This window comes from Pseudomonas izuensis, from assembly GCF_002356535.2.
GTDB classification, from domain to species: domain Bacteria; phylum Pseudomonadota; class Gammaproteobacteria; order Pseudomonadales; family Pseudomonadaceae; genus Aquipseudomonas; species Aquipseudomonas izuensis.
Genome location: NZ_AP017423.2, coordinates 3,767,849 through 3,792,731, shown reverse-complemented (window position 1 = coordinate 3,792,731; position 24,883 = coordinate 3,767,849). Strand labels below are relative to the sequence as shown.

General features: G+C 59.3%; 23 protein-coding genes. 7 read left to right on the top strand and 16 right to left on the bottom strand.

Annotation, left to right across the window (positions count from 1 at the left end; all coding sequences use genetic code 11):
* Positions 1-41: 41 nt before the first annotated feature.
* Together LAB08_RS16740 and LAB08_RS16735 are read left to right on the top strand one after the other, a co-directional pair.
* A complete protein-coding gene (locus LAB08_RS16740) occupies positions 42-1,319 on the top strand; it encodes an NAD(P)/FAD-dependent oxidoreductase (protein ID WP_096510725.1) in 1,278 nt (425 codons plus the stop codon).
* Positions 1,320-1,683: 364 nt separating this feature from the next.
* Positions 1,684-2,232 carry a cupin domain-containing protein gene (locus LAB08_RS16735; RefSeq protein ID WP_096510727.1) on the top strand — a complete coding sequence of 183 codons (549 nt, stop codon included), beginning with the start codon at positions 1,684-1,686 and terminating at the stop codon, positions 2,230-2,232.
* Positions 2,233-2,249: 17 nt separating this feature from the next.
* On the opposite strand, the gene LAB08_RS16730 is transcribed toward LAB08_RS16735, so the two are convergent.
* Positions 2,250-2,675, bottom strand: coding sequence for a hypothetical protein (locus tag LAB08_RS16730; protein ID WP_096515351.1), 426 nt, complete (start codon positions 2,673-2,675; stop codon positions 2,250-2,252).
* 139 nt (positions 2,676-2,814) lie between these two features.
* On the opposite strand from LAB08_RS16730, the gene LAB08_RS16725 reads away from it, so the two are divergent.
* The 3 genes from LAB08_RS16725 (at position 2,815) to LAB08_RS16715 (ending at position 4,667) form a co-directional block, all read left to right on the top strand.
* Positions 2,815-3,285 carry an anti-virulence regulator CigR family protein gene (locus LAB08_RS16725; protein WP_096510729.1) on the top strand — a complete coding sequence of 157 codons (471 nt, stop codon included), beginning with the start codon at positions 2,815-2,817 and terminating at the stop codon, positions 3,283-3,285.
* Between the two features lie 130 nt (positions 3,286-3,415).
* On the top strand, positions 3,416-3,907 hold the full coding sequence (locus LAB08_RS16720) for a hypothetical protein (protein ID WP_096510731.1): 492 nt from the start codon (positions 3,416-3,418) through the stop codon (positions 3,905-3,907).
* 199 nt (positions 3,908-4,106) lie between these two features.
* Positions 4,107-4,667, top strand: a complete 561-nt coding sequence (locus LAB08_RS16715; RefSeq protein WP_172901597.1) for a nucleotidyltransferase family protein — start codon at positions 4,107-4,109, stop codon at positions 4,665-4,667.
* Here LAB08_RS16715 and LAB08_RS16710 read toward each other — a convergent pair.
* The gene (locus tag LAB08_RS16710) at positions 4,648-5,562 is read right to left on the bottom strand and encodes an alpha/beta fold hydrolase (RefSeq protein ID WP_096510733.1); all 915 of its coding nucleotides are present in this window, start codon (positions 5,560-5,562) and stop codon (positions 4,648-4,650) included. The two genes, LAB08_RS16715 and LAB08_RS16710, sit on opposite strands and share 20 nt — an antisense overlap.
* A 657-nt stretch (positions 5,563-6,219) precedes the next feature.
* On the opposite strand from LAB08_RS16710, the gene LAB08_RS16705 reads away from it, so the two are divergent.
* Positions 6,220-7,026, top strand: coding sequence for a hypothetical protein (locus LAB08_RS16705; RefSeq protein WP_096510737.1), 807 nt, complete (start codon positions 6,220-6,222; stop codon positions 7,024-7,026).
* 40 nt (positions 7,027-7,066) lie between these two features.
* On the opposite strand, the gene LAB08_RS16700 is transcribed toward LAB08_RS16705, so the two are convergent.
* Complete coding sequence (locus LAB08_RS16700; protein WP_096510739.1) at positions 7,067-7,804, bottom strand: hypothetical protein; 738 nt, start codon at positions 7,802-7,804, stop codon at positions 7,067-7,069.
* Between the two features lie 193 nt (positions 7,805-7,997).
* A complete protein-coding gene (locus LAB08_RS16695) occupies positions 7,998-8,246 on the bottom strand; it encodes a hypothetical protein (protein ID WP_096510741.1) in 249 nt (82 codons plus the stop codon).
* Positions 8,247-8,547: 301 nt separating this feature from the next.
* Here LAB08_RS16695 and LAB08_RS16690 point away from each other — a divergent pair, with 301 nt between their 5' ends.
* Positions 8,548-9,216 carry an ATPase gene (locus LAB08_RS16690; protein ID WP_096510743.1) on the top strand — a complete coding sequence of 223 codons (669 nt, stop codon included), beginning with the start codon at positions 8,548-8,550 and terminating at the stop codon, positions 9,214-9,216.
* Positions 9,217-9,238: 22 nt separating this feature from the next.
* Here the strand turns inward: LAB08_RS16690 and LAB08_RS16685 are convergent, their stop codons facing one another.
* The 12 genes from LAB08_RS16685 to rfaH all read right to left on the bottom strand — a co-directional run bounded on the left by LAB08_RS16685 (position 9,239) and on the right by rfaH (position 24,749).
* Positions 9,239-10,714 carry a family 16 glycosylhydrolase gene (locus tag LAB08_RS16685; RefSeq protein WP_172901598.1) on the bottom strand — a complete coding sequence of 492 codons (1,476 nt, stop codon included), beginning with the start codon at positions 10,712-10,714 and terminating at the stop codon, positions 9,239-9,241.
* A 12-nt stretch (positions 10,715-10,726) separates the two neighbouring features.
* Positions 10,727-11,782, bottom strand: coding sequence for a UDP-glucose 4-epimerase GalE (gene galE / locus LAB08_RS16680; RefSeq protein WP_096510746.1), 1,056 nt, complete (start codon positions 11,780-11,782; stop codon positions 10,727-10,729).
* A 43-nt stretch (positions 11,783-11,825) separates the two neighbouring features.
* Positions 11,826-13,244, bottom strand: a complete 1,419-nt coding sequence (locus LAB08_RS16675) for an oligosaccharide flippase family protein (protein ID WP_096510747.1) — start codon at positions 13,242-13,244, stop codon at positions 11,826-11,828.
* Positions 13,245-13,285: 41 nt separating this feature from the next.
* Positions 13,286-14,221, bottom strand: coding sequence for a glycosyltransferase family 2 protein (locus LAB08_RS16670; protein ID WP_096510749.1), 936 nt, complete (start codon positions 14,219-14,221; stop codon positions 13,286-13,288).
* Complete coding sequence (locus LAB08_RS16665; protein ID WP_096510751.1) at positions 14,215-15,555, bottom strand: O-antigen ligase family protein; 1,341 nt, start codon at positions 15,553-15,555, stop codon at positions 14,215-14,217. Before LAB08_RS16665 ends, LAB08_RS16670 begins: the two co-directional genes overlap by 7 nt.
* Complete coding sequence (locus LAB08_RS16660) at positions 15,552-16,664, bottom strand: glycosyltransferase (protein WP_096510753.1); 1,113 nt, start codon at positions 16,662-16,664, stop codon at positions 15,552-15,554. Before LAB08_RS16660 ends, LAB08_RS16665 begins: the two co-directional genes overlap by 4 nt.
* A complete protein-coding gene (locus tag LAB08_RS30370; RefSeq protein ID WP_254007464.1) occupies positions 16,661-18,469 on the bottom strand; it encodes a WecB/TagA/CpsF family glycosyltransferase in 1,809 nt (602 codons plus the stop codon). The genes LAB08_RS16660 and LAB08_RS30370 overlap by 4 nt, the downstream gene beginning before the upstream one ends.
* Before the next feature lie 98 nt (positions 18,470-18,567).
* Positions 18,568-19,959 (bottom strand): undecaprenyl-phosphate glucose phosphotransferase, encoded by a 1,392-nt coding sequence (locus LAB08_RS16645; protein WP_254007463.1) that lies wholly within the window; start codon positions 19,957-19,959, stop codon positions 18,568-18,570.
* 104 nt (positions 19,960-20,063) lie between these two features.
* Positions 20,064-22,382: a GumC family protein gene (locus tag LAB08_RS16640; RefSeq protein WP_096510755.1), complete on the bottom strand. Its 2,319-nt coding sequence runs from the start codon at positions 22,380-22,382 to the stop codon at positions 20,064-20,066.
* 2 nt (positions 22,383-22,384) lie between these two features.
* Positions 22,385-22,918, bottom strand: a complete 534-nt coding sequence (locus LAB08_RS16635) for a polysaccharide biosynthesis/export family protein (RefSeq protein ID WP_096510757.1) — start codon at positions 22,916-22,918, stop codon at positions 22,385-22,387.
* 11 nt (positions 22,919-22,929) lie between these two features.
* Positions 22,930-24,090: an outer membrane beta-barrel protein gene (locus tag LAB08_RS16630; RefSeq protein WP_096510759.1), complete on the bottom strand. Its 1,161-nt coding sequence runs from the start codon at positions 24,088-24,090 to the stop codon at positions 22,930-22,932.
* Between the two features lie 149 nt (positions 24,091-24,239).
* Positions 24,240-24,749, bottom strand: coding sequence for a transcription/translation regulatory transformer protein RfaH (gene rfaH / locus LAB08_RS16625; RefSeq protein ID WP_096510761.1), 510 nt, complete (start codon positions 24,747-24,749; stop codon positions 24,240-24,242).
* Positions 24,750-24,883 lie beyond the last annotated feature (134 nt).

The following is a 24,883-nucleotide window of genomic DNA, read 5'->3' as shown; positions in this document are numbered from 1 at the left end:
GCGGCGGCCGCCGGTTGAGCTGGTGGCCATCGGAGAATCTTATGAAACATGTAAACAGCTACTACGCCGCCACCCGCAACTTCACCGGCGACTTCCCGGTACTTGAAGAACTGGTGGAATGCGACGTCTGCGTGATCGGCGCCGGCTACACAGGCCTGTCCTCGGCCCTGTTCCTCGCCGAAGCGGGCTACAGCGTCACCGTGCTGGAAGCGGCCAAAGTCGGCTTCGGCGCCAGCGGTCGCAACGGCGGTCAACTGGTCAACTCCTACAGCCGCGACGTCGATGTCATCGAAGAGCGCTATGGCGACAGGACCGCTGAAGTGCTCGGCAGCATGATCTTCGAAGGCGCCGACATCATTCGCCAGCGCATACAGCACTACGACATCCAGTGTGATTATCGTCCGGGTGGCATCTTTGCCGCGCTGAACAAAAAGCAGTTCAAGGGCCTGGCCGAGCAGAAGAAAAGCTGGGAGCGCTACGGCAACAAGAACCTGACCCTGCTCAGCGAGTCGGACATCAAGCGCGAAGTGGGTTGCGACAACTACGTCGGCGGCCTGCTGGACATGCAGGGCGGGCACATTCACCCGCTGAACCTGGCGCTGGGCGAAGCCTCGGCGATCATCGGCCTGGGCGGCAAGATTTTCGAACAATCGGCGGCGGTGGAAATCACCTACGGCGAACCGATCACCGTGCGCACCGCCAAAGGCGTGGTGCGGGCCAAGTACCTGCTGATCGCCGGTAACGCCTATCTGCCGCAAGGCCTGGACAACCGTGTCACCAGCAAGAGCATGCCGTGCGGTTCGCAGATCGTCGTCACCGAGCCGTTGACGGAGAAACAGGCCAAGAGCCTGATCACCAATAACTACTGCGTTGAAGACTGCAACTACCTGCTCGACTACTTCCGCCTGACCGCCGACAACCGTCTGCTCTACGGCGGTGGCGTGGTCTACGGCGCCCGCGAGCCGGACGACATTGAACAACTGATCCGCCCGAAAATCCTCAAGACCTTCCCGCAATTGAAGGACGTGAAGATCGACTACCGCTGGACCGGCAACTTCCTGCTGACCATGTCGCGCATGCCGCAATTCGGCCGTATCGAGAAAAACGCCTACTATATGCAGGGCTATAGCGGCCACGGCGTTACCTGCTCGCACCTGGCCGGCAAGCTGATCTCGGAAATGATCCGCGGCGATGCCGAACGTTTCGACGCCTTCGCTTCCCTGCCACACATGCCGATGATCGGCGGGCGCACGTTCTCCGCGCCGCTCACCGCCATGGGCGCCGTGTACTACTCGCTGCGCGACCGTTTCGGCATCTAAGCGTTACCTCGCCGGCGGTCGCCCCAAAAGGTACCGCCGGCTTTTTATTTACTTGAAACACCGCAACAACCCTGTGGGAGCGAACCTGCTCGCGAAGAGGCCATATCAGCCACTATCGATGTCGCCTGACACACCGCTTTCGCGAGCAGGCTCGCTCCCACAGGTGGTGCAGTATCAGAACTGGCGGAAGTTTTTTTCTGCCGTTTATCGAACCTGCTTTGCAACACCAACAAACGTGATTTAATAGCCGCCTTTCACGTTTCCGGGACCGGAAAACGGCGTTATCCGCGCCTGCTCTCCACCCTTCCATTATCACTGCGGGAGCGAGCAATTTCGTTCCTGCAGGTTGGCACATAAGGCTGTCATGGATACGGGCTCACGACTCAAATTAGTACGCGAAAGCTACAAACTCTCCCAGCGCGAGCTGGCCCGGCGTAGCGGCGTCACCAATGCCACCATCTCGCTGATCGAACAGAATCGCGTCAGCCCCTCGGTCAGTTCCCTGAAAAAGCTGCTCGAAGGCATCCCCATGTCCCTGGCGGACTTCTTCACCTTCGACCAGCCCCCGCGCGAACACCAATACGTCTTCCGCGCCAGCGAACAACCTGACCTGGGCCGCCATGGGCTGCGCCTGCTGTTGATCGGCGCCTCCGTCCCGAGTCGGCAGATGCGCCTGCTGCGCGAGCAATACGCGCCGGGCGCCAGTTCCGGGGAAGAGCCGATCGTGCACTCCGAAGGCGAGGAGTGCGGGCTTGTGACCCGTGGCACAGTCGAGTTGACCGTGGATGGTCAGATCAGTGTATTGAACGCCGGAGACGGGTATTACTTCCCGACGACGCTGCCGCACAAGTTCCGGAATATTGGGGCGGATGAGGCCGAGATTATCAGCGCGAATACGCCGGCGAACTTCTGACGGCGGGCGTGAACCGGCTATTTTGCCTTCCATTGCCCGCCCCCTGATTCGCAATCGATCCTGGCCTGATCCATGTGTTCCGCGCCGTAATAATAAGTCGTGACCTGAGCATTATCCGGAATGTTCAGGGCATTGCTGTTCTTGTCCTTGCTGGTGGCGTGTGGGTTGGCCAGGGATTCTTGCGTCAGCGTGGCGGTGCAGGTGGCCTGATACAGATCGGCACATTTTTCGACTTTTTTCCTGGTGCTGGCCAGCATGTCCCTGCTTTCGTTGCTGCATGACCAGTCAATCGCGTTGACTGGCATGCCTTCGTATTCGTAGCAACTGTGGGTTTCGACGACGGGAACCGAGGGACTTTGGGATCGCGTCAGCACGTCACAGCCTTCTGCGAATACCAGTGTGGGGCCAAGGCTGACGAGTAAAAGCAGTGGTCTATTGTTCATCGGGATTTCCTCTCCAATGGCGCCCTGATTGATCAAGGATCGGCGCTGATAGAGTTTCGAAAACGTGAACAAGTGCGCGGTTCCGTCTTCAACAACGTCTAAAGTTCACAGCAATTGGCCTGCCTTGAAGGAACGACTCATGCACAGATCCCGCTCATTGATCGCAGCTGTTACATGCCTTGCAATGGTCACCGGCCCAGTGACCGCATGGGCCGATCCCGGCAATGGAAAGGGCCAGGGTAATGCCAAGGGAAACCCGCAAAATACGCAGGACCACGGCAACCAGGGCGGACATGGAAATAAAGGTAAAAAGTCAGGGGGCAGTGATTGGGATCATGGCCCGAGTATCGATCGCGCCGGCGTTCTCGGGATTGTCGGTGGCTATCGCGACTATTGGACGCCGGGTCCGGCCTTGCCTCCCGGCATTCAAAAGAACCTCGCTCGAGGCAAACCGCTGCCACCGGGGATTGCCAAAAAGCTCGATGGTCGGTTGATCGGTAGATTGCCACATTATGACGGGTACGAATGGCAACAGGCAGGCACGGACTTGATTCTGGTCGCGCTGGCCACCGGACTTATTTATGAAGTGCTCGACGGGGCTTTTGACTAGCGTTTGAGGGGCGAGGCGATTCGACCACATTCTCGAAAGCGACGTTTGGGCACCGGCTGTCGCGAGCGTTTGAACTGTCAGGGGGTTATCGCGTCATACAGCACGCGAAATCAATCCTACGGAAGCAATCATGCTTTTAAACAAAAAAAGTCTCGCCGCCGTCCTGTCCTGCGCCCTGATGCTCGCAGCCGCTCCATTACTGCCCGCTAACCTGTCCATCATCAATTCCGCACACGCTAAAGATGGTGGTGGTGGTGGTGGCCACGGCGGAGGCAATGGTGGCGGAAACGCTGGCGGAAATGGTGGTGGTCATGGTGCAGGCGTGGGTGGCGGGCGCAACGGCTCGGATCACGCCGGCAACTCCACCAGCAATGGTCATGGCAAAGGATTGGCCAGCGATCACGCCGGCAAGGCTACTCGCAACCACGGCATCAGCGGCAATCACTTTGGCAGTCAGCGCAATGACGATAACGGGCATGGCACAACGACGTCCGGTATCGCCCATTCCAAAGATACCCGCGGCCTCTCCAAAGCCCGCGCCATTGCGGCCACGACCCCGGGCGACCACAATGCGAAAGGGTTGAGCAAGACTGGCATGACGGGCACGAAGAAATCCCATTGAGCAAGCGCTTGTTACGTCTTTGAGCAAGTGCAGCAACGCCCGGATGAACAGCGTAGGCAACCAAAAAACCGCAGCGGATGCGGTTTTTTTATGCCCGGAATGAAACGATTTCTGAGGCTGATGGCGTTGTTCGGTGTGGTCAGGGATCGGGTATGAAGGGTTAAACTGGCGGCGTCTTTTTGATCACCAGGGAATGGAAATGACACTGACAGCCGAAACGTTGCTCAGCATTGCGATGACCAATCCAATCAATGCTCAAATCACTTCGCGCTTACCTTGGCTCGGCCTGAATCAATGCATGCTCACCGCAGGCTGCCTATTCCAGGCTGTGTGGAATCATCAGTCGCAGCGACCCACGGCCTGGGGCATCAAGGATTACGACGTCTTTTACTTCGACACGGATCTGTCCTGGGAGGCCGAGAACGAGGTCATCCACTCGGCTCAGCGCCTGTTCCAGGATCTTGACGTGAATATTGAAATCAGGAATCAGGCCCGCGTACACCTTTGGTACAGCCAGCGCTTTGGCAAGCCGTACCCTGAACTTCAGTCAGCGAAAGACGGGATTGATCGTTACTTGGTTGCGGGTACCTGTATCGGGCTGGATGTTGAAACAGGCGAAATCTATGCGCCAAACGGTTTGGCTGACACGGAACAAGGGATTCTTCGTATCAACCCGAAGAATCCGCAACCCGACCTGTTCGATCAGAAAGCGAAGAGTTATCAAGCCCGCTGGTCTTGGCTCAGGATCCTGACGCCATAAAGTTACGAATCGCCGCAATAGTCTGTGTCGGCGCTTCTTCCATCAACCAATGCCCGGCCCCCGGTATTACCACCTCCGTGACCTTGTCCGCGGCGTTACGCATCACGATCGCTTCATTGCTCCCAAAGGACTTCTCCCCGCCGACTGCCAACACCGGCATCTTCAACCGCGTCGCCATCGACGCCTTGTTGTCGACCTCATCCTGACGAATGCTGCGAAATTGCGCGAAGGCTGCGTGCATGTAGCCGGGGCGGGCATAGAGCTTGGCGTAGTGCTGGCGGATCTCTTCATCGACCTTGGCGGGATCGCCCGCGAACTCGTTCCAGAAGCGGTCCAGATAAATCCGCTCCCGGCCGGCTACCAATCGTTCCATATCCGGTCCACCGAAGTCGAAATGCCACAGCATCGGTGAGCGGACAATCTCGTTCCACGGTGGAATGCCCGGCACTGGCGCATCCATCACCACCAGACGATCAGTACGCTCCGGATAACGCGAGGCATAGGCGAACGCGACCATGGTGCCGATGTCGTGACCGATGACCACCGAATGCTCGATCTTCAACGCCGCCAACACCCCACGAATATCGCCGGCCTGGGTCTTCTTGTCATAACCGCCGTCGGGAATCGACGACAAACCCATTCCGCGCAGGTCCGGTACCACCACCGTGTGATCCCGTGCCAGATCGGCGGCCAGCGGTGCCCACATATCGCCGGTATCGCCGAAACCGTGCAAAAGCACCACGGCCGGGCCTTTGCCGCCGACGCGTACGTGCATGGTTGCGCCTTCGACGGGGATGTCCTGGGTGTGGAAGGAGGCAGGGAAGGGCGCTATCGCGGCGTGTGCCGGAAGGCTTAAAGCGAACAGCGTCAATGCGGTCGGCAGGAGGCGGAGCATGGTGAATTCCAATGTGTGGAAATAGCCGGGTCTTGCGGCAGGGAGTTAGATCCTGTGGGGTGAGCGTAGACGGTCTGGTTGAAAGCGTTGCCTCATAAAGGGGGGGCAGATAGATTCAATAAAGGATGGTGTACATATCCGTTTCTTCGGTTTCAGATAATAAGTTTGTCGACTGAGCCACACTTTTCGCTGGCAAGCCAGCTCCTACAGTTTGGTCCGAGGTATATCCACAACAGCCAGGTCGGCTGCCAGGCCGCATCGCTTTGGCTTTTCGCGGTGTTCGCCCGCTCGAGAGACCGAGTGGAGATTCTCTGTAGGAGCAAGCTTGCTCGCGATGGACGTCAACGATAACGCGTGCTGTCTGAATGATCGCGTTGTCCAGACGTTTTTCGCGAGCAAGCTCGCTCCTACATGAAGCAGAATCCGGGCGATGCTGGTGATGGTGTTGATGTCGTTTTCGGGGTTACAGATTTTACAGCCCTCCAGATTTGAACGTTCGTCGGATGTCAGGTTGCTATCAGTGCAATCGCCTCCCGATCCCATCACGGCTGCTACGCTTGCTCGTTGCAACGCCCGAGCCTGTTTCTGGCTCACGTTGCAGGTGTATTCACGGAGTACGACATCTATTCCTGTCGGCAACCTGCACGGAGGCAGGCGATGGAGATCAAACGAATGGTCGATTCGAGTGCGGCTGAAATTCCCGAGCCCCTCGATCGCGAAGAGATGGAGCGGGTGCTGGCGTCGTTGCTGGCCAGCCCCTTGTTTGCCAAGTCCAGGCGGATGGGCGGCCTGTTGCGCTTTCTGGTGGAGCACGACTTGCAGTCTTCCCATTCACCGCTTACCGAGCACGCCATCGGCATCGCGGTGTTTCGTCGTGATCCGGCGATTTACTGCACCGGCGACGATCCGGTGGTGCGGGTGCAGGTGGGGCGATTACGGCGCAAGCTCGCGGCGCATTACGCCACCAGCGGTCAACAGGACCCGGTGCGCTTGAGCATTCCACCCGGTTGTTATCGCCTGGCGTATCAGCGGCTGCGACCGAAGGGGATCGGCGTACGCCATCCGGTGCTGCAGATCCAGCCGTTTACTTGCATCACCCGCGATGGCGATGACTTCACCCGTGGCTTGTGCGAGGAGTTGAGTTGTCGCTTGTTCGAGTCGTTCGAGCAGGCGCAGACCGGGAGCAGCCATGTGTTGATGCGGGTGGCACGCAACAGCGTGCAAGCGCCGGACCCCAAGCGTGGCGGGCGCTACAGCTATTGCCTGGAGGGCAGCGTGCGGGTGGAACCGGCGCGGGTACGGGCATCGTTGCGGTTGGTGGATGTGTCGCAGGGGCGGATTCGCTGGTCGGCGCAGTTCGATCGCAATCAGCCTTATGGCATTGCGACCCAGGAGGATTTGGCGGAGTCGATCTGTCGCTCGCTGACAGGGTATTTCGCTGGCAGCGCAATGGACGACAACTGAAGGGAAGGGGCAACCCTGTGGTTGCCCCCCGGTGCTTGGGTCAGATGGTTTTCCACTTACCGTCTTCGTAAAGGCGACCGGCGGTGTTTTCGAAAGTCAGGTCGATTTCGATCGCCTTGGAGCGTGAGGAACTGAACATGGTGCTCGTCTGCACGTTTTGTTCGAACCACACGAGGATGGTTTCGACCGGGGTCAGCACGGTATTGCCGGTCACCACTGGATTGACCGCCACATAGATGGGCGTGCTGACCTGGTTGCCATCGATACCGGTGGACAATTGGTTGACCCCTGGGTGAATCGGCGCGTAGTTGTTCACGAATGTAAACGAAGTGTCTGGCCCCCCCGTCACCGCCTGGCTCAACAGGCCCGAATCGGCGAGCGTCGAGGTTTGACCCAGGCCGATGTTGACGATGTTGGTCGAGACTTTGACTTGCACGTTTTCCTTGAACACATTGGACGCGAACAGCTGATATTGCGGGGTCCAGCTGAATTCGTTGTTGCTCAGGTAAGCGACATAGGACTGCCAGACCACGTTGTAGTCTTCGTCACCCACTTTCTTGGCAAAACACAGTTTGTAGCCGGACTTCTTGAGCAAAGTCAGATCGCCGGAGGCAATCTCGATGGTGACGACTTTTTGTGTCGCCGCAAGGGTGGACCTCAGTACCTTGTTGTAATCCTGCGCCTTCAGTTGCGTTGCACCCATGATCGACTTGACGGCTTCTTGCACATCATTGTGAAGCTGCTGGCTGTGTTGGCTGACAGCGATGGATTTGCTCATGGTTTCCCTCTTCCTTGGTGGTGTGTTGGGCAATCAATGGGCGGTGGGCAGTCAGCCCTGTCGATCCATTGAGGGCTTCACTCTAGGCGCAGGGGGCAGGGTGGCTAAGTGTCTTGGCGTTACAGGCAGGTAACGCGGTTGTATCAACGCGCAGAAACAGCAGGGCGGTTGTTCGACCGCCCTGCTGGGATCATCAGGCAGCCGAACTGTTGGCCGCCGCGTCGGCCCAGACGAAATTCCAGCTGTTTTGCTTGCCGTCCGCCACCTTCCTCAGATTGTTCTGATACGTGTTGTGGTTGACGGTACCGGTAAACGTCAGTTTACGGGCCGCGTTGTCCCCGGTTACCTCAATCGGTGTACCGCCAGAATCAGTCATGGCTTTTTTCATGTCTGCCCCCGATGGGGCGCTTTTGTCGTTTTTCTCAACGGTTACGAAATGCATGATTCACCTCTTCCGTGATGGGGGGATCGGCGCAGGGCAGGGCCGGCAGGCCGTTAACCCTGAAAACCCACCGAAGGCCCTACTGTATTGACCGGTCCGGCGGTGCAGAAGTGACAACAGGGGCGCTGAGGTAACAAGCGGGAAACAGTGACGTATCAAGCGCGGTTCGTTTCAAGAGGAGCTATCCTCATAACTACCATTCATTCCATCGATACCCATCATTAAAGAATGCAAGTTCTGTTTTTCTGTCATCAGAGGAGGATAGGGTCATACCTATCTCGCCATTGAAGGAATCAGCGCGATGAGAATGTCGACCTTGCTGGCTTTTATCGCCGTGTTCAGCGGCAGCGTGGCGGCTACCGCACCGGCGGTGGCTGCCGATTTGTCCTGCCGTTTCCTGCCGATCGCCGACAGCGCTGCGAGTTTGCAGCAGGCGAAATCCGTGGCGGTGCTGTACAGCGAAAACACCCTCAATACCCAGCAATACCTTGAGAGCTACCACGCGGTGGCGGTCAAGGGGGCGCAGAATCCCGAGATGAATTCGCAGATCGCCAAGGCGTTCGTCGACAGCTCCGATCCGCAGCGGGCGATCAATTGGTTGATGGGGTCGTTACAGAAGGAATTCGCTTCGGTGACGGTCTACGACAACCTCGACGCGGCGGTGCAGGCCCATCCGGATGTGGTGGTGATGCTCGACACCTACAACCGCCTGGTGTCCAAACGCAACAACCAGGTCGAAGCGCGGTTTATCGCCAAGTTCTACGATGCCGACCTGCAATACATCGGTCAGGCCGAAGGCGCGCAGGCACAGCAGATGCCGTCGGTGTGGGTGCATGGCAAGGCCGCGCCGCAGATCGCCGCGCAGATCAATCAGCAAACCGAATTGCAAGTGCATGCGCTGAAGCAGTTCGATGCGTCGTTGAAGGCACTGGTCACCGCCGGTACTGTCGCTCACGTCGCCAGCAATTAACCTGCGATCCAGTCCCCGGCGACTAATTACCGCGCCGCCAGACCTTGATGTAGTCGATGCTGAAGGTCGAGGGCAGATCAGCATCGTTGACCACGCCGAACCAATCCCACATGGCTTCGCTGTCGAAGACGATTTGCATCGGGAAGAACCAGTGACTGTTCTTCGCTTCCCTGACCAGCACGCCATCGACGTACCAGCGCAGGGTGGTGGGCTGCCAGTCCAGACCATACACATGAAAGGCGGCGGCGAAGCGCCAGGGGCTGGTCCAGCTGCCGCCTTCGCTGAAGTGCGCGGTACTGGTCGGCGTCGCCCAGACGTGGGCGTTCATGTTGTACAAGCGGTCGAATCTGGCGTCTTTGGTTTTGCCGCCGATCTCGAAAATGTCGATTTCCGTGGCGTTGTCGGCAAGCCCCGTCCATGCCAGCCAGAATGCGCTGGAACCCGCCGAATTCATGGGCCTGGCCCGGGCCTCGTAGTAGCCGTAATCGCCGCGTTCAATGGTGCGGACCATGGCGCTGGTGTAGTCCTTGAAGCCCAGGCGCAGGTATTTGTCGGGCAAGGCCTGCTTGCGGAAGGTGATGTTCAGATAACCATTGCTGACACGGGCGTTGTCGGGGGTGAAGAGTGCCGGTTTGCGTCCCAGTGAATCGGTGCCGGTGGCGTCGTTGACGTGCCAGCGTTTAGGGTCGAGGGCAGTGCCGTTGAAATCGTCGGTGAAGCGCGTGTCCAGTCGCCAGTGGCCGGCATTGGCCTGATCGGACAGTGGCAGGTTGGGGTGGGTGTGCTGCGGCACCGGGCCGAGCGGACCGGTTCGGGTCCAGGCCTTGGCTTGCGGCGGGATGGCGACCGACCATTTTTTCGCCAGGTACTCAAACGCTGCCTGACGCTCGGCCTGAGTGGACAACGGGCGGTCGTACACCAGCACTTCAGCGATGTCGCCGCGCAGGATTTCAGAGGTGCCCACCACATTGCGGCCCACGGCGAGGGGGCCGATCGGCACATCGCTGCTTTCGAGGAAGGCAAGCGTGGGCTCGTAGGCGGTGGTCTGTTGCACGCTGATGCCGAAGTTCGGCGCCACGTTGTCGTTGTCGGCCCGGTGCGGACGCGAACTGAACAGGCGCTGCCAGGCCTTGCCACCGGCCTGTTCCGGCAGTCGCCGCGACACGATCAACAGCGTGACCGGACCTTTTGCCGTGCGCAACGCCTTGGCGCTGAACGCCGCCGAACCCTTCAATCGCACCACGGCATGACCGTTGAGGGCATTGCTCACATAGTCGGGCCGTGCGCTGGCCGATGCTTCGTCCGTGGTCACAGGGTTGTTCCGGGCGGATTTGTCCTTCCAGCGCAGCACGCGGTGATGTTCATCGAGGCTGATGCTCGAGGCATCGGCCGCGTCGAGCCACAGCACCAGGCCATCGGCGGGGGGGCGGGCGGGCGCCGCTGTCGCCTCGAACATCATGGTTGCCAGAATAACGATGAGTAGACACTCCCTGATCATGTCCAGGCTCCCTTACTTCATGGCCACCGTTGCCGGCAGCTCGAGCCGGGAATGGTACCCGTAGGGGTTGCGTGACTGCCATCGCCAGGTGTCCATGATCATCTGTTCCAGATTACGTCGTGCGCACCAGCCCAGGTCGCGTCCGGCCTTGCTGGGGTCGGCCCAGCATTGGGCAATGTCACCGGCACGGCGCGGGGCGAAATGGTAGGGGATGTTGATGCCGGTCACGTCTTCGAAACTGTGGATGATCTGCAAAACGCTGTAACCGGTGCCGGTGCCCAGGTTCCAGATATGGATGCCGGGGCTGTGCTGCAGTATCTGCAACGCCTTCAGGTGACCTTCGGCCACATCGACCACATGGATGTAATCGCGCACGCAGGTGCCATCGACGGTGGGGTAGTCGTTGCCGTACACGATGAGTTCGGGGAGCCGCCCGATGGCGACCTGGGTCAGACAGGGCAACAGGTTGTTGGGCCGGCCATGGGGGTCTTCGCCGATCAAGCCGCTTTCGTGCGCGCCGATCGGGTTGAAATAGCGCAACAGCGCGATGCTCCAGCGCGGGTCGGATTGCGCCAGGTCTTCGAGCAGTTCTTCGATCATCAGCTTGCTTCGGCCATAGGGGTTGACCGGTTTGCCCGTGCCCAGGTCTTCGGCAATTGGTGTGTGCACGGGGTCGCCGTAAACCGTGGCCGAAGAGCTGAACACCAGTTTGAATACGTGCGCCCTGGCCATGGCCTGGCACAGATTCAACGTACCGACCACGTTGTTGGCGTAATACTCCAACGGCTTTTGCAGGCTTTCGGCAACGGATTTCAGGCTGGAGAAATGCACCACGGCATCGATGTCGTAATGATCGAAAATGTCTTCGAGCAAGGCGCTGTCGCGCACATCGCCTTCGATGAAGTCGACATGTCGATGCGTCAGATGCTCAAGACGAGTGATCGACTCCCGACAACTGTTGCAGAGGTTATCGAGCAGCACCACCGGGTGGCCGGCATCAATGAGGGTCAGCGTAGTATGGGAGCCGATGTAACCGGCCCCGCCAGTAACCAGCGTGGTTTTACGCATGATGGGGCGTTCCTGTCACAGTGGGATTTCGGGGGGAATGGGTTCAGCGGGTGGTAAATACCGATTTGAATTCCTGGGGCCAGCGCGGGTGCAACAGGCTGTACACCAGCCCATAGGTCAGCGCGCCGATGCCGATGCTGCAGATCAGGTGCACAACCCCGTGCACCTGCAGCCGTGGCGTCAGCAACAGCACCGCTGCGGCCATGACCAGCGAGGCGCTGACACTGCGGTAGCTGGAGGCGAAAAACGTATCCCAGCCATAGCCGATGGCAGTGTTCAGGCCGCGGATCTGCAACGGCGTGACGATCACCATGCGCAGCAGTAGCGCCAAGGCCGCCGCCATGCCTTCATACAGTGGCCCCAGGCCGTAAACCAGCGCCAGCGCCAGCAAGGTGGTGCCCACCTCCGCCTTGAGGGTCAGGTGCGTGCGGTTGACGGCTACCAGCGCGGTGGTGGCGTACATGGCGGTATTGCCGATGGCGGCAGTACAGGCCAGCACTTGCAGCAGGGGAATCGCGTCTGCCCATTTGGCACCGAAGATCAGCAGGATGATGTCCGCTGCGGTGACGGCGATACCGATGAACACCGGGGTAAGCAGGAAGCCGCTGACGGCTGTCGAGTCGCTGATGAAGACGATCAATCGCGGCGGTTCGGCGCTGCGCCTGGCGAATGCCGGCAGTGCGTAACTCATCAAGCCGTTGTAGAACGCCGTGCGCGGCAAATCGATGATGCGCAGTGCCAGGTTGAACATGCCGACGGCGTGGGTGCCGGCCGTGATGCCGAGCACCACATTGACCCCGCGCTGAAGGGTCTGCGAGCTCAAGGTGTTGATGGCCACCGGCAGGCCGGCCGCCAGCAGTTCACGCAGGAACGGCCCGTCAATCACCCATGGGATGCGCCGTCGGTCGCCGACCATCAGCACCACGATGGAAACGAATTCCATGACCAGCGCCTGGGCAATCACCGCCCAGGCGCCCCCTCCCCAGAGCGCCACGGCAATGCCGACTACGCCGCCGAGCACCTTGCCCAGCAGCGTACGCGAAGCCAGCATGCGGAAATTACTGCTGCGGCGCATTTGCGCGACATAAACCCGCGCCATCATGGTGAACAGGATTTTCACTGACGCCACTGCCGTCATCCATTGCAGGGCGGCGGAATTGAGCCATAGCACCGCCACACCTGTGATGATTGCGATGGATACGAGGCTGGTCAGTACCGCCACCCAGAACGCCGTGGCGATGCGTCGGTCATCCAGGCGCTCGAGCCGCACCAGCGGGTCTTCCAGCACGGAGGAATAGAGGATGCCGATCATTTCGACGCTGGCGATGATGACGGTGCCCACCCCCAGTTCTTCCGGCGACAAGAGCCTGGCATAAACGACAAAGGTGAACATCGACAAGAAAATAAGGCCGAATTTCTCGGTGAAGATCCAGGTCAGTGTGACGAGACGTTGATTGGCCATGGGGTAAACCCGGGCAGACGTTCGATAGAGGGGTAATTGCTTCAGGACACCTTGCGCAGCGTCTTGAGCCGCGCATAAAGGTAGCGCAGGGTCGGCTTGCCATTGAAGAAAATCAATGCCTGCCAGGAGTGCCCGAGCATCTGTCGGAACACCTGGATCACCTGCGCATGGTCGCCGCGCCGGGAGAAGGCATTGAGGAAGTCGGCATGGTTGGCCAGCACGAAATGGATTCGCTGTTGCCGGGTCATTCTTGCGCCGTAGCGCGCCAGGAACAGCTCGATGAATTTGACTTTGTACGGGTAGTATTTTTGCGGCTGGGCGGTGATGTTGCCGCTGTCGACCCCGCGCCGGTGCAGGGTCTGCGGCACGGTGTGGATTTCCCAGTGCTCGGCAATCCGCGTCCACAGCAGGCGGTCTTCGGCAAAGCGCAAGGAAGCATCGAAACCGCCCAGGGCGCAGACCACTTCACGCACCACCAGCACGCCGGAGGTCCCGTTGATGACATTCTCGCGCATGAAATCGGCAAAGTGATGACCGCATTTACGCCGTTCTTCCCGTTGCTGTTTGCCGTCGCTGAACACACTCAGCTGGTAGCAATCGATCAATCCGACCGAATGCCCCTGGGCCGTCAACCGCTCATACAGCGCCAGCTGCATTTCCAGTTTCTGCGGATGCCACTGGTCATCGGCATCGAGGAAGGCAATGAAGGTTTGCTCGGCGGCGAAGATGCCAGCGTTGCGTGCGCAGGCGGGGCCCTGGTTGGTTTGCTGCAACAAGGTCAGGCGAAAAGGTGCGACAAAGTCCCTGACCCGTTGTGCGCCGTCATCGCTGGAGCCGTCGTCGACGACGATCACTTGCTCGGGTTGACGGGTTTGCTGGATCAGGGACGCGAGGGTCTTTTCAATGGTGCTGGCGGCGTTGTACATCGGAATGACCACGCACACCGAAGCCGGTGAGGAAGGCGCGTCTTTCAACATGGGTCTTTCTCCTTGGCGACGACCCTGGCACTGGCCCCGCTGTATACGCTGCGTTGTGCCTTCGGCTGCAACTCTGCGCTCCGCCTCGCAACGCTGCGTCCGGCGTGGTGATGCCGGAAGGACAACGCCAGGATGCAGAACACCAGAAACTCCGCGGAGCGGTAATTGGGGATCACATACGCCACGTAGTTGGTGACGATGAACAGACCGATGATCACCAGGGCACTGGCGCGGTACTGGGCCGACTGGCCCGCCGTCACCGCGCGATATTGTTTGACCAGCGCTTCAGCCAGCATCAGGCCCAACGCTGTCAATTGCACCACGCCACCGTTGAGCAGGGTTTCCATGTAGCCGCTGTGGGCGTTGCCGATGTAACCCCAGCGAGTGATGAACGCGTCGGCGTCGGGACTGGACCAGAAGGCACCAAAGCCGTAGCCCCTGACAAATTCGGCATCGATGAACGGGGCCAGCAGTTCCCAGATCTGCAGGCGGTCGGTCAGTGACGGATCGCGTCCGACCATCTCCAGCAATAGCGTGTAATTGCCGTAGAGAAACAGACAGATCAGCAAGTAAAGAACGGTGGTCGCGAAGAACGCCAGCAGCGAGCGGTTGATACGCAGGCGGATCATCGTCAGAAAGTACCAGTAGCTCGCCGAACCGGCGCAAATCAGTGCCAGCCCCGTCGCGGATTGAGCGAGTCCGATGGCGACCAGCGAGCACAGTGCACTGAATATGGCCCAGGGATTGTGCCGGCGGATCATGGGCAGCAGTAGCACAATGGCGATGGCATTGATTCGCGCCCCGGCATTTTTTTCCGGGAAGATCCCCTTGAACGCGCCGTCGCGAATGCCCCCGGAAATGAAGGCGATATCCGGCAGGATCAGGGCGCAGATCAACCCGATGAGCGCCGCAACGCCGAGGGTGCAGCCGAGCATGAAGCTGATTTTTTCGAGGCTGTAGTTATAGGCGACGTACCCGCCGAAAAACACCACGCTCATCAAGGCTACAAAGCGTTTGAGGCTGAGCACCGGGTCCTGGGACCAACTGATCGACGCGGCAACGCAGAGCACGAACAGCAGCAAAAAGGCATTCTGACGGTAAAAGCTCTTGCTGAGGAACACCTTGTGGCGGATGAAAAAAAACAGCGGCACCAGCAGGGTGATCAGGCCGCAGACCTGATTCACGACGTTACCCTCAAGGTCACGCTGGGCATCGTCCAGGCTTGAGGCGTTGCCCAGACTGGAAAAAAAACTGATCACCTGCATGTAAAACAGCACGCCGAACAACGTGAACATGTCGCGCAGGGTGGTGAGCCGGACTTGGAATGTGTTCATGGCGGTGCACTCCCGAGCAAGGCGTTCAGGTAGGTCTTCACCGCCCGGGCATTCATGAAGCGGGCGGCGGCATCGATACGTGTCTGGCGCCGGGTGTCGCTGGTGGCGCTGAGTTGATCGCTGATTGCCTGCGCCAGGGCCGCGGGGTCATCGACTGCCACCAGCGGCGCGACTGCACCGTCGTCGAGAATGTCCTGCGGGCCATGCGGGCATCGAGTCGCTATCACAGGTGTTCCGGTGGCCAGGGCTTCGACCAGCGCATTCGGGCTGCCTTCGAAACGCGACGACAAGACAAAGCAATCGGCCGCCGCGACTTGCGCCATGGGATCAGGGGTGTAGCCCGGCAAGTCGACCCGATCGGCCACGCCCAGCGCGCGGGCCTGATCGAGCAATTGAGCCCGGAGCGTGCCGTCTCCGAAGATAATCAATCGCACCGTGCGCTGCGGCAGTCGGGCGAACGCATCGATCAGGGTGTCGAAACCTTTCTGGTGGGCCAGGCGCCCCACAGCGACGATCACCGGCATGGTTTTTACCCGCAGCCAGTGATGTTCCGGAGCGGGCAGCAGCCTTTCGCGAAAATCATTGTCCAGCACCGGGTTGTCGGCAATGGTGACGTCGCGCCGGCGGGCCAGGGTGGTCTGCACCAGATCCTCGGCAACCCCCCGTGACACACAGATCACCGGATTGGGGATGAGCCGGTACAGCAGCGGCGCCACCCAATAGGCCAGCCGTACCCGCAGAGACGGGTTGACGTATTTGTCGTGGGAGAACGCGTTGCGTTCGCTGACATGCAGGCGGGACAGGGTCCCGGACAGCGCCGCAGCGGCAATCGCCACCACGTTGACATGGGTGAGGGCGGCCAATTGCGCATCGAAACGATTGTGCCGCAGAAATTGCGCCAGGGCCGGCACAGCATTCGCGCTGCGACCGCTGTGCAATTCGACCTGCTTGACCCGCGGGTCGAGGCCCGCGGCATTTATACCGCCGCCGGTGAGCATCAACAGGGTCACGTCATTGCCTGCATCGACCAGTGCACCGGCGAGGCGCGTCATCATCTTCTCGGCACCCCCTGCGCCGAGGTCATGCAGAATGATCAGCAGTTTCTTCATTGATTCCAGACCTGGTAGTACGCCTCGGCGGCCTGATGACTGCTGTACTGTCGAACCGCCTCCGCCGCGCCGCGACCGGCCGGGGCGTCCTGGCCATCCGCAGTCAGGCTGTGCAGCATGCCTTCTGCCAGGGCCGCCACATCATTGACCTTCACCAGGCGCCCGAGCCGGCCGTGATCGAGCAACTCCCGGGGACCGCTGCCGCTATCACAGGCCAACGTCGGCGTACCCAGCGCCAGGGCTTCGATCAGCACCGTTGGCAACCCTTCATGAAAGGAACTCAGGATCAGCAGTCGGGCGTGCCGGATCAGTGGATAGGGATTGCTCAGAAAACCGGTGAAATGCACACGGTCGGCAATGCCCAGGCGTTGTGCCTGAGCGGTCAGGGCGGCACGTTCCGGGCCGTCCCCGGCGATCACCAGATCCGGCAACGGTTGTGTGCCGGTCAACGCCAGGGCATAGGCATCGAGCAACAGATGAAAGCCCTTGGGTTGCACCAACCTTCCCATGCCCAGCCAATAGCTGGAGGGCAAACCGTCCGGCAAGGGAGCCTGTGCGGCATTGAGCATGTATTCGGTGATCACGGCATTGGGGCAGTAGCGAATGCGCTGGCGTCCCCAGGGCATCAGGTCGGCGAGGCCTTGGCGCAGGCCATCGGATACCGCGACGACCTTGCCATTGCCGCACAGGTACAAAGCGTAGAGCAGGCGCAGACTGACGGGCCCGGTCTTCTGTTCCGCACAATCAAGTGCCGCGTGACGGGCATAAATGACGCGGCACGGACTGTTCAATGTGGCGAACCAAGTGCAGAGGTTAGCTTGCTCCTTGGCGGCAATCAGATGAGTGATGCCTTCACGGTCGATGATCCGACGCAACTGGAGGATGGACTTGAGCAGGCCCTTGAAACCCTTGCCGCCGCCCTGGAACAGCGTCGCGCCTTCCTGCTCCGGTGTATCGCCGTTCATGACAAAAAAACCGACCTGATGCCCCTCCTTGAGAAATTGTTCGGCCAGGCGCTGCTGGACACTCTCGACACCGCCGCCGGGGGTGAAATCCTTGAGAATGAACAGAATCTTCATGCGGGCTTCGCGGCAATCAGGGGGCAGCAGATCGATGGCCACCTTGTGCCGGGCGATCATTGCCCACAGGTGCAGGAAATTGCCCGGATAGTCGATGAGGTAGCGTTTGATGGTGTGCGGCTCGCGATACATGCGGTAGAACGCGCGCAGGTGCAGGCGGTTGATGACGTCGGGATAGTAGTTGTGGGTGGCCGTGGCTTCTTGCCGGATGAAGCCACCGCAGGTGAATGCCACCCCGCCAAAGCCCTGGCTCAGGGCGTCCTCGACGAATTGTTCTTGCAGTCCGGCGCCCAGGCTGGTGATCAGGATGTCCGCGGCGCTGTCACGAATGTCGGCATGAATTTGCTGTGCCTGCGCCGTATCGAAGTAACCGTCGTGAAAACCGGCGATTTGCAAGTGCGGATAACGGACCCTGATCTTGTGCAGGAACAGGTCCAGTTCCACTTGTCGGGCACCGACAAAATACACGCGACGACCTTGTTGTTCGGCAAGGCGCAGCACCGGGTCGGCGATGGAGGTGAAGTCGAAACTGACCCGTTCCACAGGCCGGCCGGTGATCCTGGACATGAACGCCGACAACAGCATGCCGTCGCAAAAATAGCTGACGTTGCTGCCCTCGGCACGATGGAAGAGGCTGCCGATGGAGGCAAAGTTGATGAAGGAATAAGCCTTGTTGGTCTTGAGCAGACCGGGAGTGAACCGCTCGACTAAATTGAGCCTGATCATTGCCTGACGCCTTCATTATTATTGGGGAGTCTGCCGGCCTACTGAGCATCAGGTGGAGCCACGATGTTTCAGACGGATCGATCCACGTGGACACAACGTCAGTAGATGTCTTTGGAGAACAGGGTGAAGGGCGTCTTGGCCAGAATCTTGATGTCCAGCCACAACGACCATTGGTTGATGTAGTTGAGGTCCTGGGCGACGCGCAGCTGCATTTTCTCAAGGGTCTCGGTTTCACCCCGATGCCCGGTGATCTGCGCCAGCCCGGTAATGCCGGGTTTGAGCCGATGACGGGCCATGTAGGCGCGCACCTTGCCGGTGTAGTAGACGTTGTGTGTGACGGCATGCGGGCGGGGGCCGACCAGGGCCATCTGGCCGAACAGCACGTTGAACAATTGCGGCAATTCGTCGATGGACGTGCGGCGCAGAAAGCGTCCGAGCGGGGTGACGCGGTCATCGTCGCGCGTGGCCTGGCGCACCTGTTGATCGTCGTGCACGCGCATCGAACGAAACTTCCAGACCGTGATGATCTCGGCGTCGTGACCGTGACGGTTCTGCTTGAACAGCACAGGGCCGGGCGAAGTGAGCTTGATGGCGATGGCCACGCCCAGCAGCAGCGGGCTGAGCACTACAATCGAGATAGCCGCCAGGCTGCGCTCGAACAGATCCTTGCAAAGCAGGCTGCCGGGATGCGAACTGATCAGGCTTTCATTGAGGTAGATCGCCGGCATGCGCTCGATTTCGGAGATCGATTGGTTGAGCAATACCATGCTGCCCAGGTCCGGGATCCACACCACGTCAACGTTCATGTCCAGCAGGTCGATGTACAAGGCTTCGATGATCGCGGCCTGCGCCATTGGCAGGACGATGTAGACCCGGCGTATCTCCATCTGCGCGAGGATGTCGCGGATCTCGCTGACGCGGCCCAGTAGCGGCAACACGCTGGGTGCGGGACCGTCGACGTCATCGGTGGCGATAAACCCCAGTACCCGCGCGTGCTCCGGTTGAGTGAGTTTACGCGCCAGCTCGGCGGCGGTCGGGCAGGTACCGATGATCACCGATCGGCGCGCGTTGCAGACTTTGCGCATATACCGACGGGCGAACCAGTGCAATGGCAGGAAGATCACGGCCTGGGCCAGAAAGCCCGCCACGGCCCAGACGATGATGACCTGGCGCGAGAACCTGACGCTGGTCTGGGTGACGAACGCAATCGCCATCAACACTGCCAGCAGGATCAGCCACGCGGCGAGCAAGTGACCGAGACCGGCCAACAGGCCAAACCGTTTGTGATAAACCTGCATCGTGCTGTAAATCGGTATGGAGCCAAGCACGGTGAGGATCATCAGCACGCGGTAGTCGCTGGTCAGGCTGCCGACGCGCCAATGCACGAGCAGCATGAGCAGCAGGTTGATCACAAGCATCGCGCACAGCCACTGACCCCAAAACAGCAGGCCTCGGCGATGCGCCATTTGAGTGGTGATTTGCGGAGTCATGGCCTCAATCTCCAGACATGAGTGATGCACCATCGCCGCTACGGGTGTGGCTGATGCGATCTGACAGAGATGAACAGCAGGCAAACAAGCGGTGCGCCTGGTCGTTACCTGGGCACGTAGTCGTAGTTGTAGAAAGTTTCCGAGTGGCTGTAGCCGTACTTGCGCGCCTTGCGCAGATCGACCTGGTTGAGCACGGCACCGAACATCGGCACGTGGCTTTGTTGCAGTATGGCGAGGTACTTCTGCACCTGGCCGACGGGAGTGCTGTCGGCCTTGACCACGTAGATCACGGCGTCCGAGTGTTGAGCCAGCAATAACGCATCGCTGACCATTTCTGCCGGCGGTGAATCGATGATGATGTGCCGGTAACGTGTCTTGAGCACTTCGAGCATGCGCGCCAGGCGCGGGGAGCACAGCAAGTCCTGGGGTGGCGGCTGGCGTGATGGATCGATATGCGTCAGTCGGGGTGGCAGGCGCGGTGAGCTGAACAGATCCAGCGACGGTGACGAAATGTTACCGGCGGGCAACATGTCGAGATTTCCCACGGTGCGAATGCAGTCTTCGAGCCGTGCCGTACCGGCAATCACATTAGCCAGGCCGAGGCAGTCCGGTGGGAAATCGAAGTTCAGCGACAGGGTGGGTTGACGCATGTCCGCATCGATCAGCAGCACGCGCTCCAGCGGCGTGAGCGAGCAGGCGAGGTTGTTGGCGATGGTACTTTTACCTTCTTCGGCGACGGTCGAAGTTACCAGTACGACCTGCAATGGGGTTTCGGTTTCACTGCTTTGCAACATCAACCAGGCGCGCAGGTTGCGAATGGTTTCGGAAAAACGCGGGTTGACGTTGTCATCGAACAGGCGCGCCAGTTGCCGACGGCTTTTCTTCGCCACCAGCGGCACCACGCTGAGCAGCGGAATGTTGAGGGTGCTTTCGATGGTTTCATCGGTTTTGAAGGTGTTGCTCAGCGACTCGAACAAGAAAGCCAATACCACGCCGACCACCCCGGCCAGCAGGGCGACAATCGCCACAATCAGGGTCTTGCGCGGTTTGCTGGCTTCCAGCGGCACGATAGCGGGGTCGACGATGCGCGCCTTGGTCGAGTCCATGTCCGCGGTGGCCGCGGTTTCCTTCAGGCGAGTAATGAAGGTTTCATACAGCGCCCGGCTGCTGTCGACTTCACGCTGAAATTCGCGCAACTGAAATTCCTTGCGCGAGATGTCCTGGATCTGCGACTTGTTGGTGTTAAAGGATTTGCGCAGCGCATCTTCACTGGCCACCGCCAGTTGATATTGGTGCTCGATACCGGAAATCACTTGCTTGACCTGGAGGCGCAGGCTTTCTGTCGCCGTGCGTAGCTCCGAGCGGGCGGAGATCAGGGACGGGTGTTTCGGACCATACCGCACCGACAGCTCCTCGACCTTGGCTTGCGCCTTGGCCAGCTCGGCCTGGAATTGCTGGACCAGCGGGTTGGCAAGCACCGCGGGGACACTGGACAACTTGTTCAAGTCACCGTTACTCAGCCCCTGCACCTGACGGTACTGGCTTTCGGCTTCCGCCCGGTTACGGCGGGCGTCGATCATCCGGTTGCCGGTCATTTGCAGTTCGTTGGCACTGATGGTGGCAACCCCGTCGACATCCACCAGACCCTGTTGTTCACGGTAGGCCTGCAGTTTGTCCTCGGCCTTGCGCAGGTTGTCGCGCAGCTCTATCAGGCGAGTGTTCATCCAGCTGGTGGTGGTCTGCGAAGACTTCTGGCTGGTATCGGACTGACTGTCGAGAAAGCCCTGGGCCAGCGCGTTTGCGGCGGCTGCGGCCAATTGGGGGTCTGGCAGTTCCACGTCGATCTCGATCAACTGACTCTTGCCGACAAATTTGACGCTGGTATGGCGCATGAGGTCTTGCGTGACCTGATTGAAGATGTCTTCTTCAGTGGGCGTTGTCGTCGCCGGTATCAGGAAATCCAACCCCGGCAGCCACTGGTCGCGATTGAGATCGGCCAGCCACTGCCGAGGGTTGAACAAGGGTTGTGGCTGCTGGCGGGGATCCGTCACCGGGTTGGTCGTCAGCTTGAGCGTCCTGACCGCCCGCTCGGCCAGGTCCCGCGATTGCAGGAGCGCCAGTTGCGTCTGCAGATAGTCGGGTGTCGGGCTGCCCTTTTCGGTCGTTTGCTGGAAGTTCAGCAAGGGCGGTGTGGGGTCCTTGATCAGCAGGGTGGTGCTGCCGACGTACTGCGGGGTGATGGTCATCACCACCGCGATGGCCAGTGCGACGCTCATCAGTACCCATAATCCGATGTTCCATTTGGCACGCCAGATCACCCTCCAGAGTTTGAGCAGGTCAATGGTGTCCTTTTCTTCACCGTGTTGCACGGGGGCAGACGCTTGAAGCGGACGTTCGACGTAAGTGCTAGGGCTGTTGTCCATGATTAGAAAAAGCCTTGTGCAATGGAAATGGTGTCACCGGGAGCGATCGCGGTGTTGCGGGTTATGTTCTCGGTCAGCGTCTGGCCGCCGTCGCCGCGCACGATCGTTACACGCTTGATCGACGCTCGTTCGGTCAGGCCGCCTCCCAGGGCGATGGCCTTGTCCAGGGTCAGCCCCGGTACGAACGGATAACTGCCGGGTTTCTGTACTTCGCCGTTGATGTAAAAGGCGCGGTATTCGATTTGGCTGAGGCTGACTTTGGGATCGACCAGATAACCTTGTTTAAGCCCGTCGACGATGATTTTTTCGACCTGGTTGGGGGTCAGGCCCTTGGCAGAAATTTCCCCCAGGAACGGGTAGGAAAAGGTCCCCGCGTCGTTGAGGCGAATCCGTTTGAGACTCAATTCCGGCTCGCCGAAAACGGTAATGCGCAGAACGTCGCCCGCCGCCAGTTTGTATTCGGTGCCGGGTTCGCCGGCGTGGGAGACGGGCGTCAGACAAAACACGAGCAACAGGCCAAAGATGCGTGTGTTCATGGGGAATCTCCTCAGAGACTTACATCGAACCCGATCTGGAATATGTTGCGTTGGTAGCTTTTGTTGTCGGCATCCGAGTTGTCGTCCAGGTAGCGATAGCCAACTTCAATGTCGAGCCAGCGACGCATTTTGTACGCCAGAGCCAGGTGGTAATCGCGCAGGTCATCGGTACGGCTTTGTCCTTCGTAGACGTCGCGACCTGCACCGATTTCGGCGATGGAGGTGATGCGTTCAGTCCAACCGTGACGCCAGCCAACCTGGGTAAAGGTGGTCTTGACGGCGTCGGCACCATCGTCGCCCTCGGCCATGGCCTGACGAGCGAGAAAAGTGAAGGTCGAATAGGTACGCGGCTTCCATTGCAGATCTACTTGCCAGGTTGGGTTATTCAGATCCTTGGAATTGCTGTCATCGAAGTTCTTGTGTTCATAGCCGACACGGAGCTTGCCGGTCGTGCGGGCGGTGAAATCCCATTCGGCGCCGGCGAGCAGGGCATCTGATTTGCTGCTGCGGGGGCTGTTGGCTTGCAAGTAGTCGAAGATCGTATGGTCGTATTCCAGCAGGCCACGGGTGTTGCTGCCAATGCGGTGGTACCAGGTGGTGGTCAGCGCGGTGGTATCGCGCTCCTTGTCGTCATTGATTCCACCGGAATTGTCATAGCGAAGTTGTGCGTAACCGGCCCCCAGATCTATTTGATTGTCGGCACTTCTAGCGCCGTAGGTATAGAGACTGTTGACCCGACTGTTCTGGATCTTGTCATTGACGCCTGGGACTGCCGTTGAAGTCGTACGCTCGTATTTGTGCCATTCCCCTTCGAGTTTCAGGCGATGGCGGTCGGTAAACTCCATGATGCTGTCCAATTGCACCCGTTGTGCGGTATTCGAGGCGTCCGGCTCATCATGATAAATGTTGCGGGTTGGTTGCCAGGTCAGCCGGGTCGCACTGTTGCGGTCTTCAGCCTTGAGCTCGAAGGAGGGGGCGATGCGCGTGATCATGGACGACTGGACATTGTGCTCGAACTCGCGAAAGTTATCGTCGTAGCTTTCTGAAAACAGCAACCTGGGGGTGAAGTCGAAACCGTAGACATCGATACTTTGCGGGTTGGTGCACCAGACGTATCCAGGGTACAGACTGGCCATAATAAGCACGAAGGGATGGTGGGGCTTTATGGCCATATCATTGCTCCTGGAAAGTGGGTGTTCAGGCGCAGTTTGCGCTGGACTGAACACTGTCAGTGCAAGACTGGTATAGAAATATTAGGCGTGAGTTCTAACCCGTGCGATGTTCTTCGGTCGTGTGGTTTCGGCAGTAGGCTTTTCTTGTTTTATTGGGGGACGAGATCGCTCAGCGGAACGCAAATCGACTGCTCCCGATTCAGGAACTGAAGTAACAACATGACGCGTTCGGCACCCATCATTGACAAAAAAACGCCCTCCAGGGGTGCTAGCGGCCCCCGGACTATTTGCAATGTCTGGCCAGGTTGAAGTTCTGGAATGTCGGGTGTCGCCGGTGTCAGGCATCGTGCACGCAGGTGCTCTATCACCTCATCGGCCACGACAGCCGGGCCGTGATTGAATTCGACAATTCGGCTGACCCCACGAGTGGAGCGGATCGGCGACCAGTTGTCCTCGTTGCTCAAATGAACGAAGAGGTAGCCGGGAAAGAGTGATTCGGACACCCTTCGGGGTTTGCCGCGAATCAGGCGTTCGGTGGTGAGCTGCGGACGAAAGATGTCATAGCTTTGTCGCAACAGATTGATTTGTGCCCGGTCGTCCTGACGCGGTTTGCACTGTAGGAGGTACCAACTAGAGCCGTTGGTGCAAGTGGTCAGCATGTCGACAAACTCCGTACTTAGCGAAAATATGAGCGTCGTTGTTCGTTCTGAAATCAGGACGCCTTCATGCTTGCTAGTAGGCAGTGTTGGAGGCTTGGCGCCGGCGTAACTGTTTTTTGTTTTTGTTTTGACGA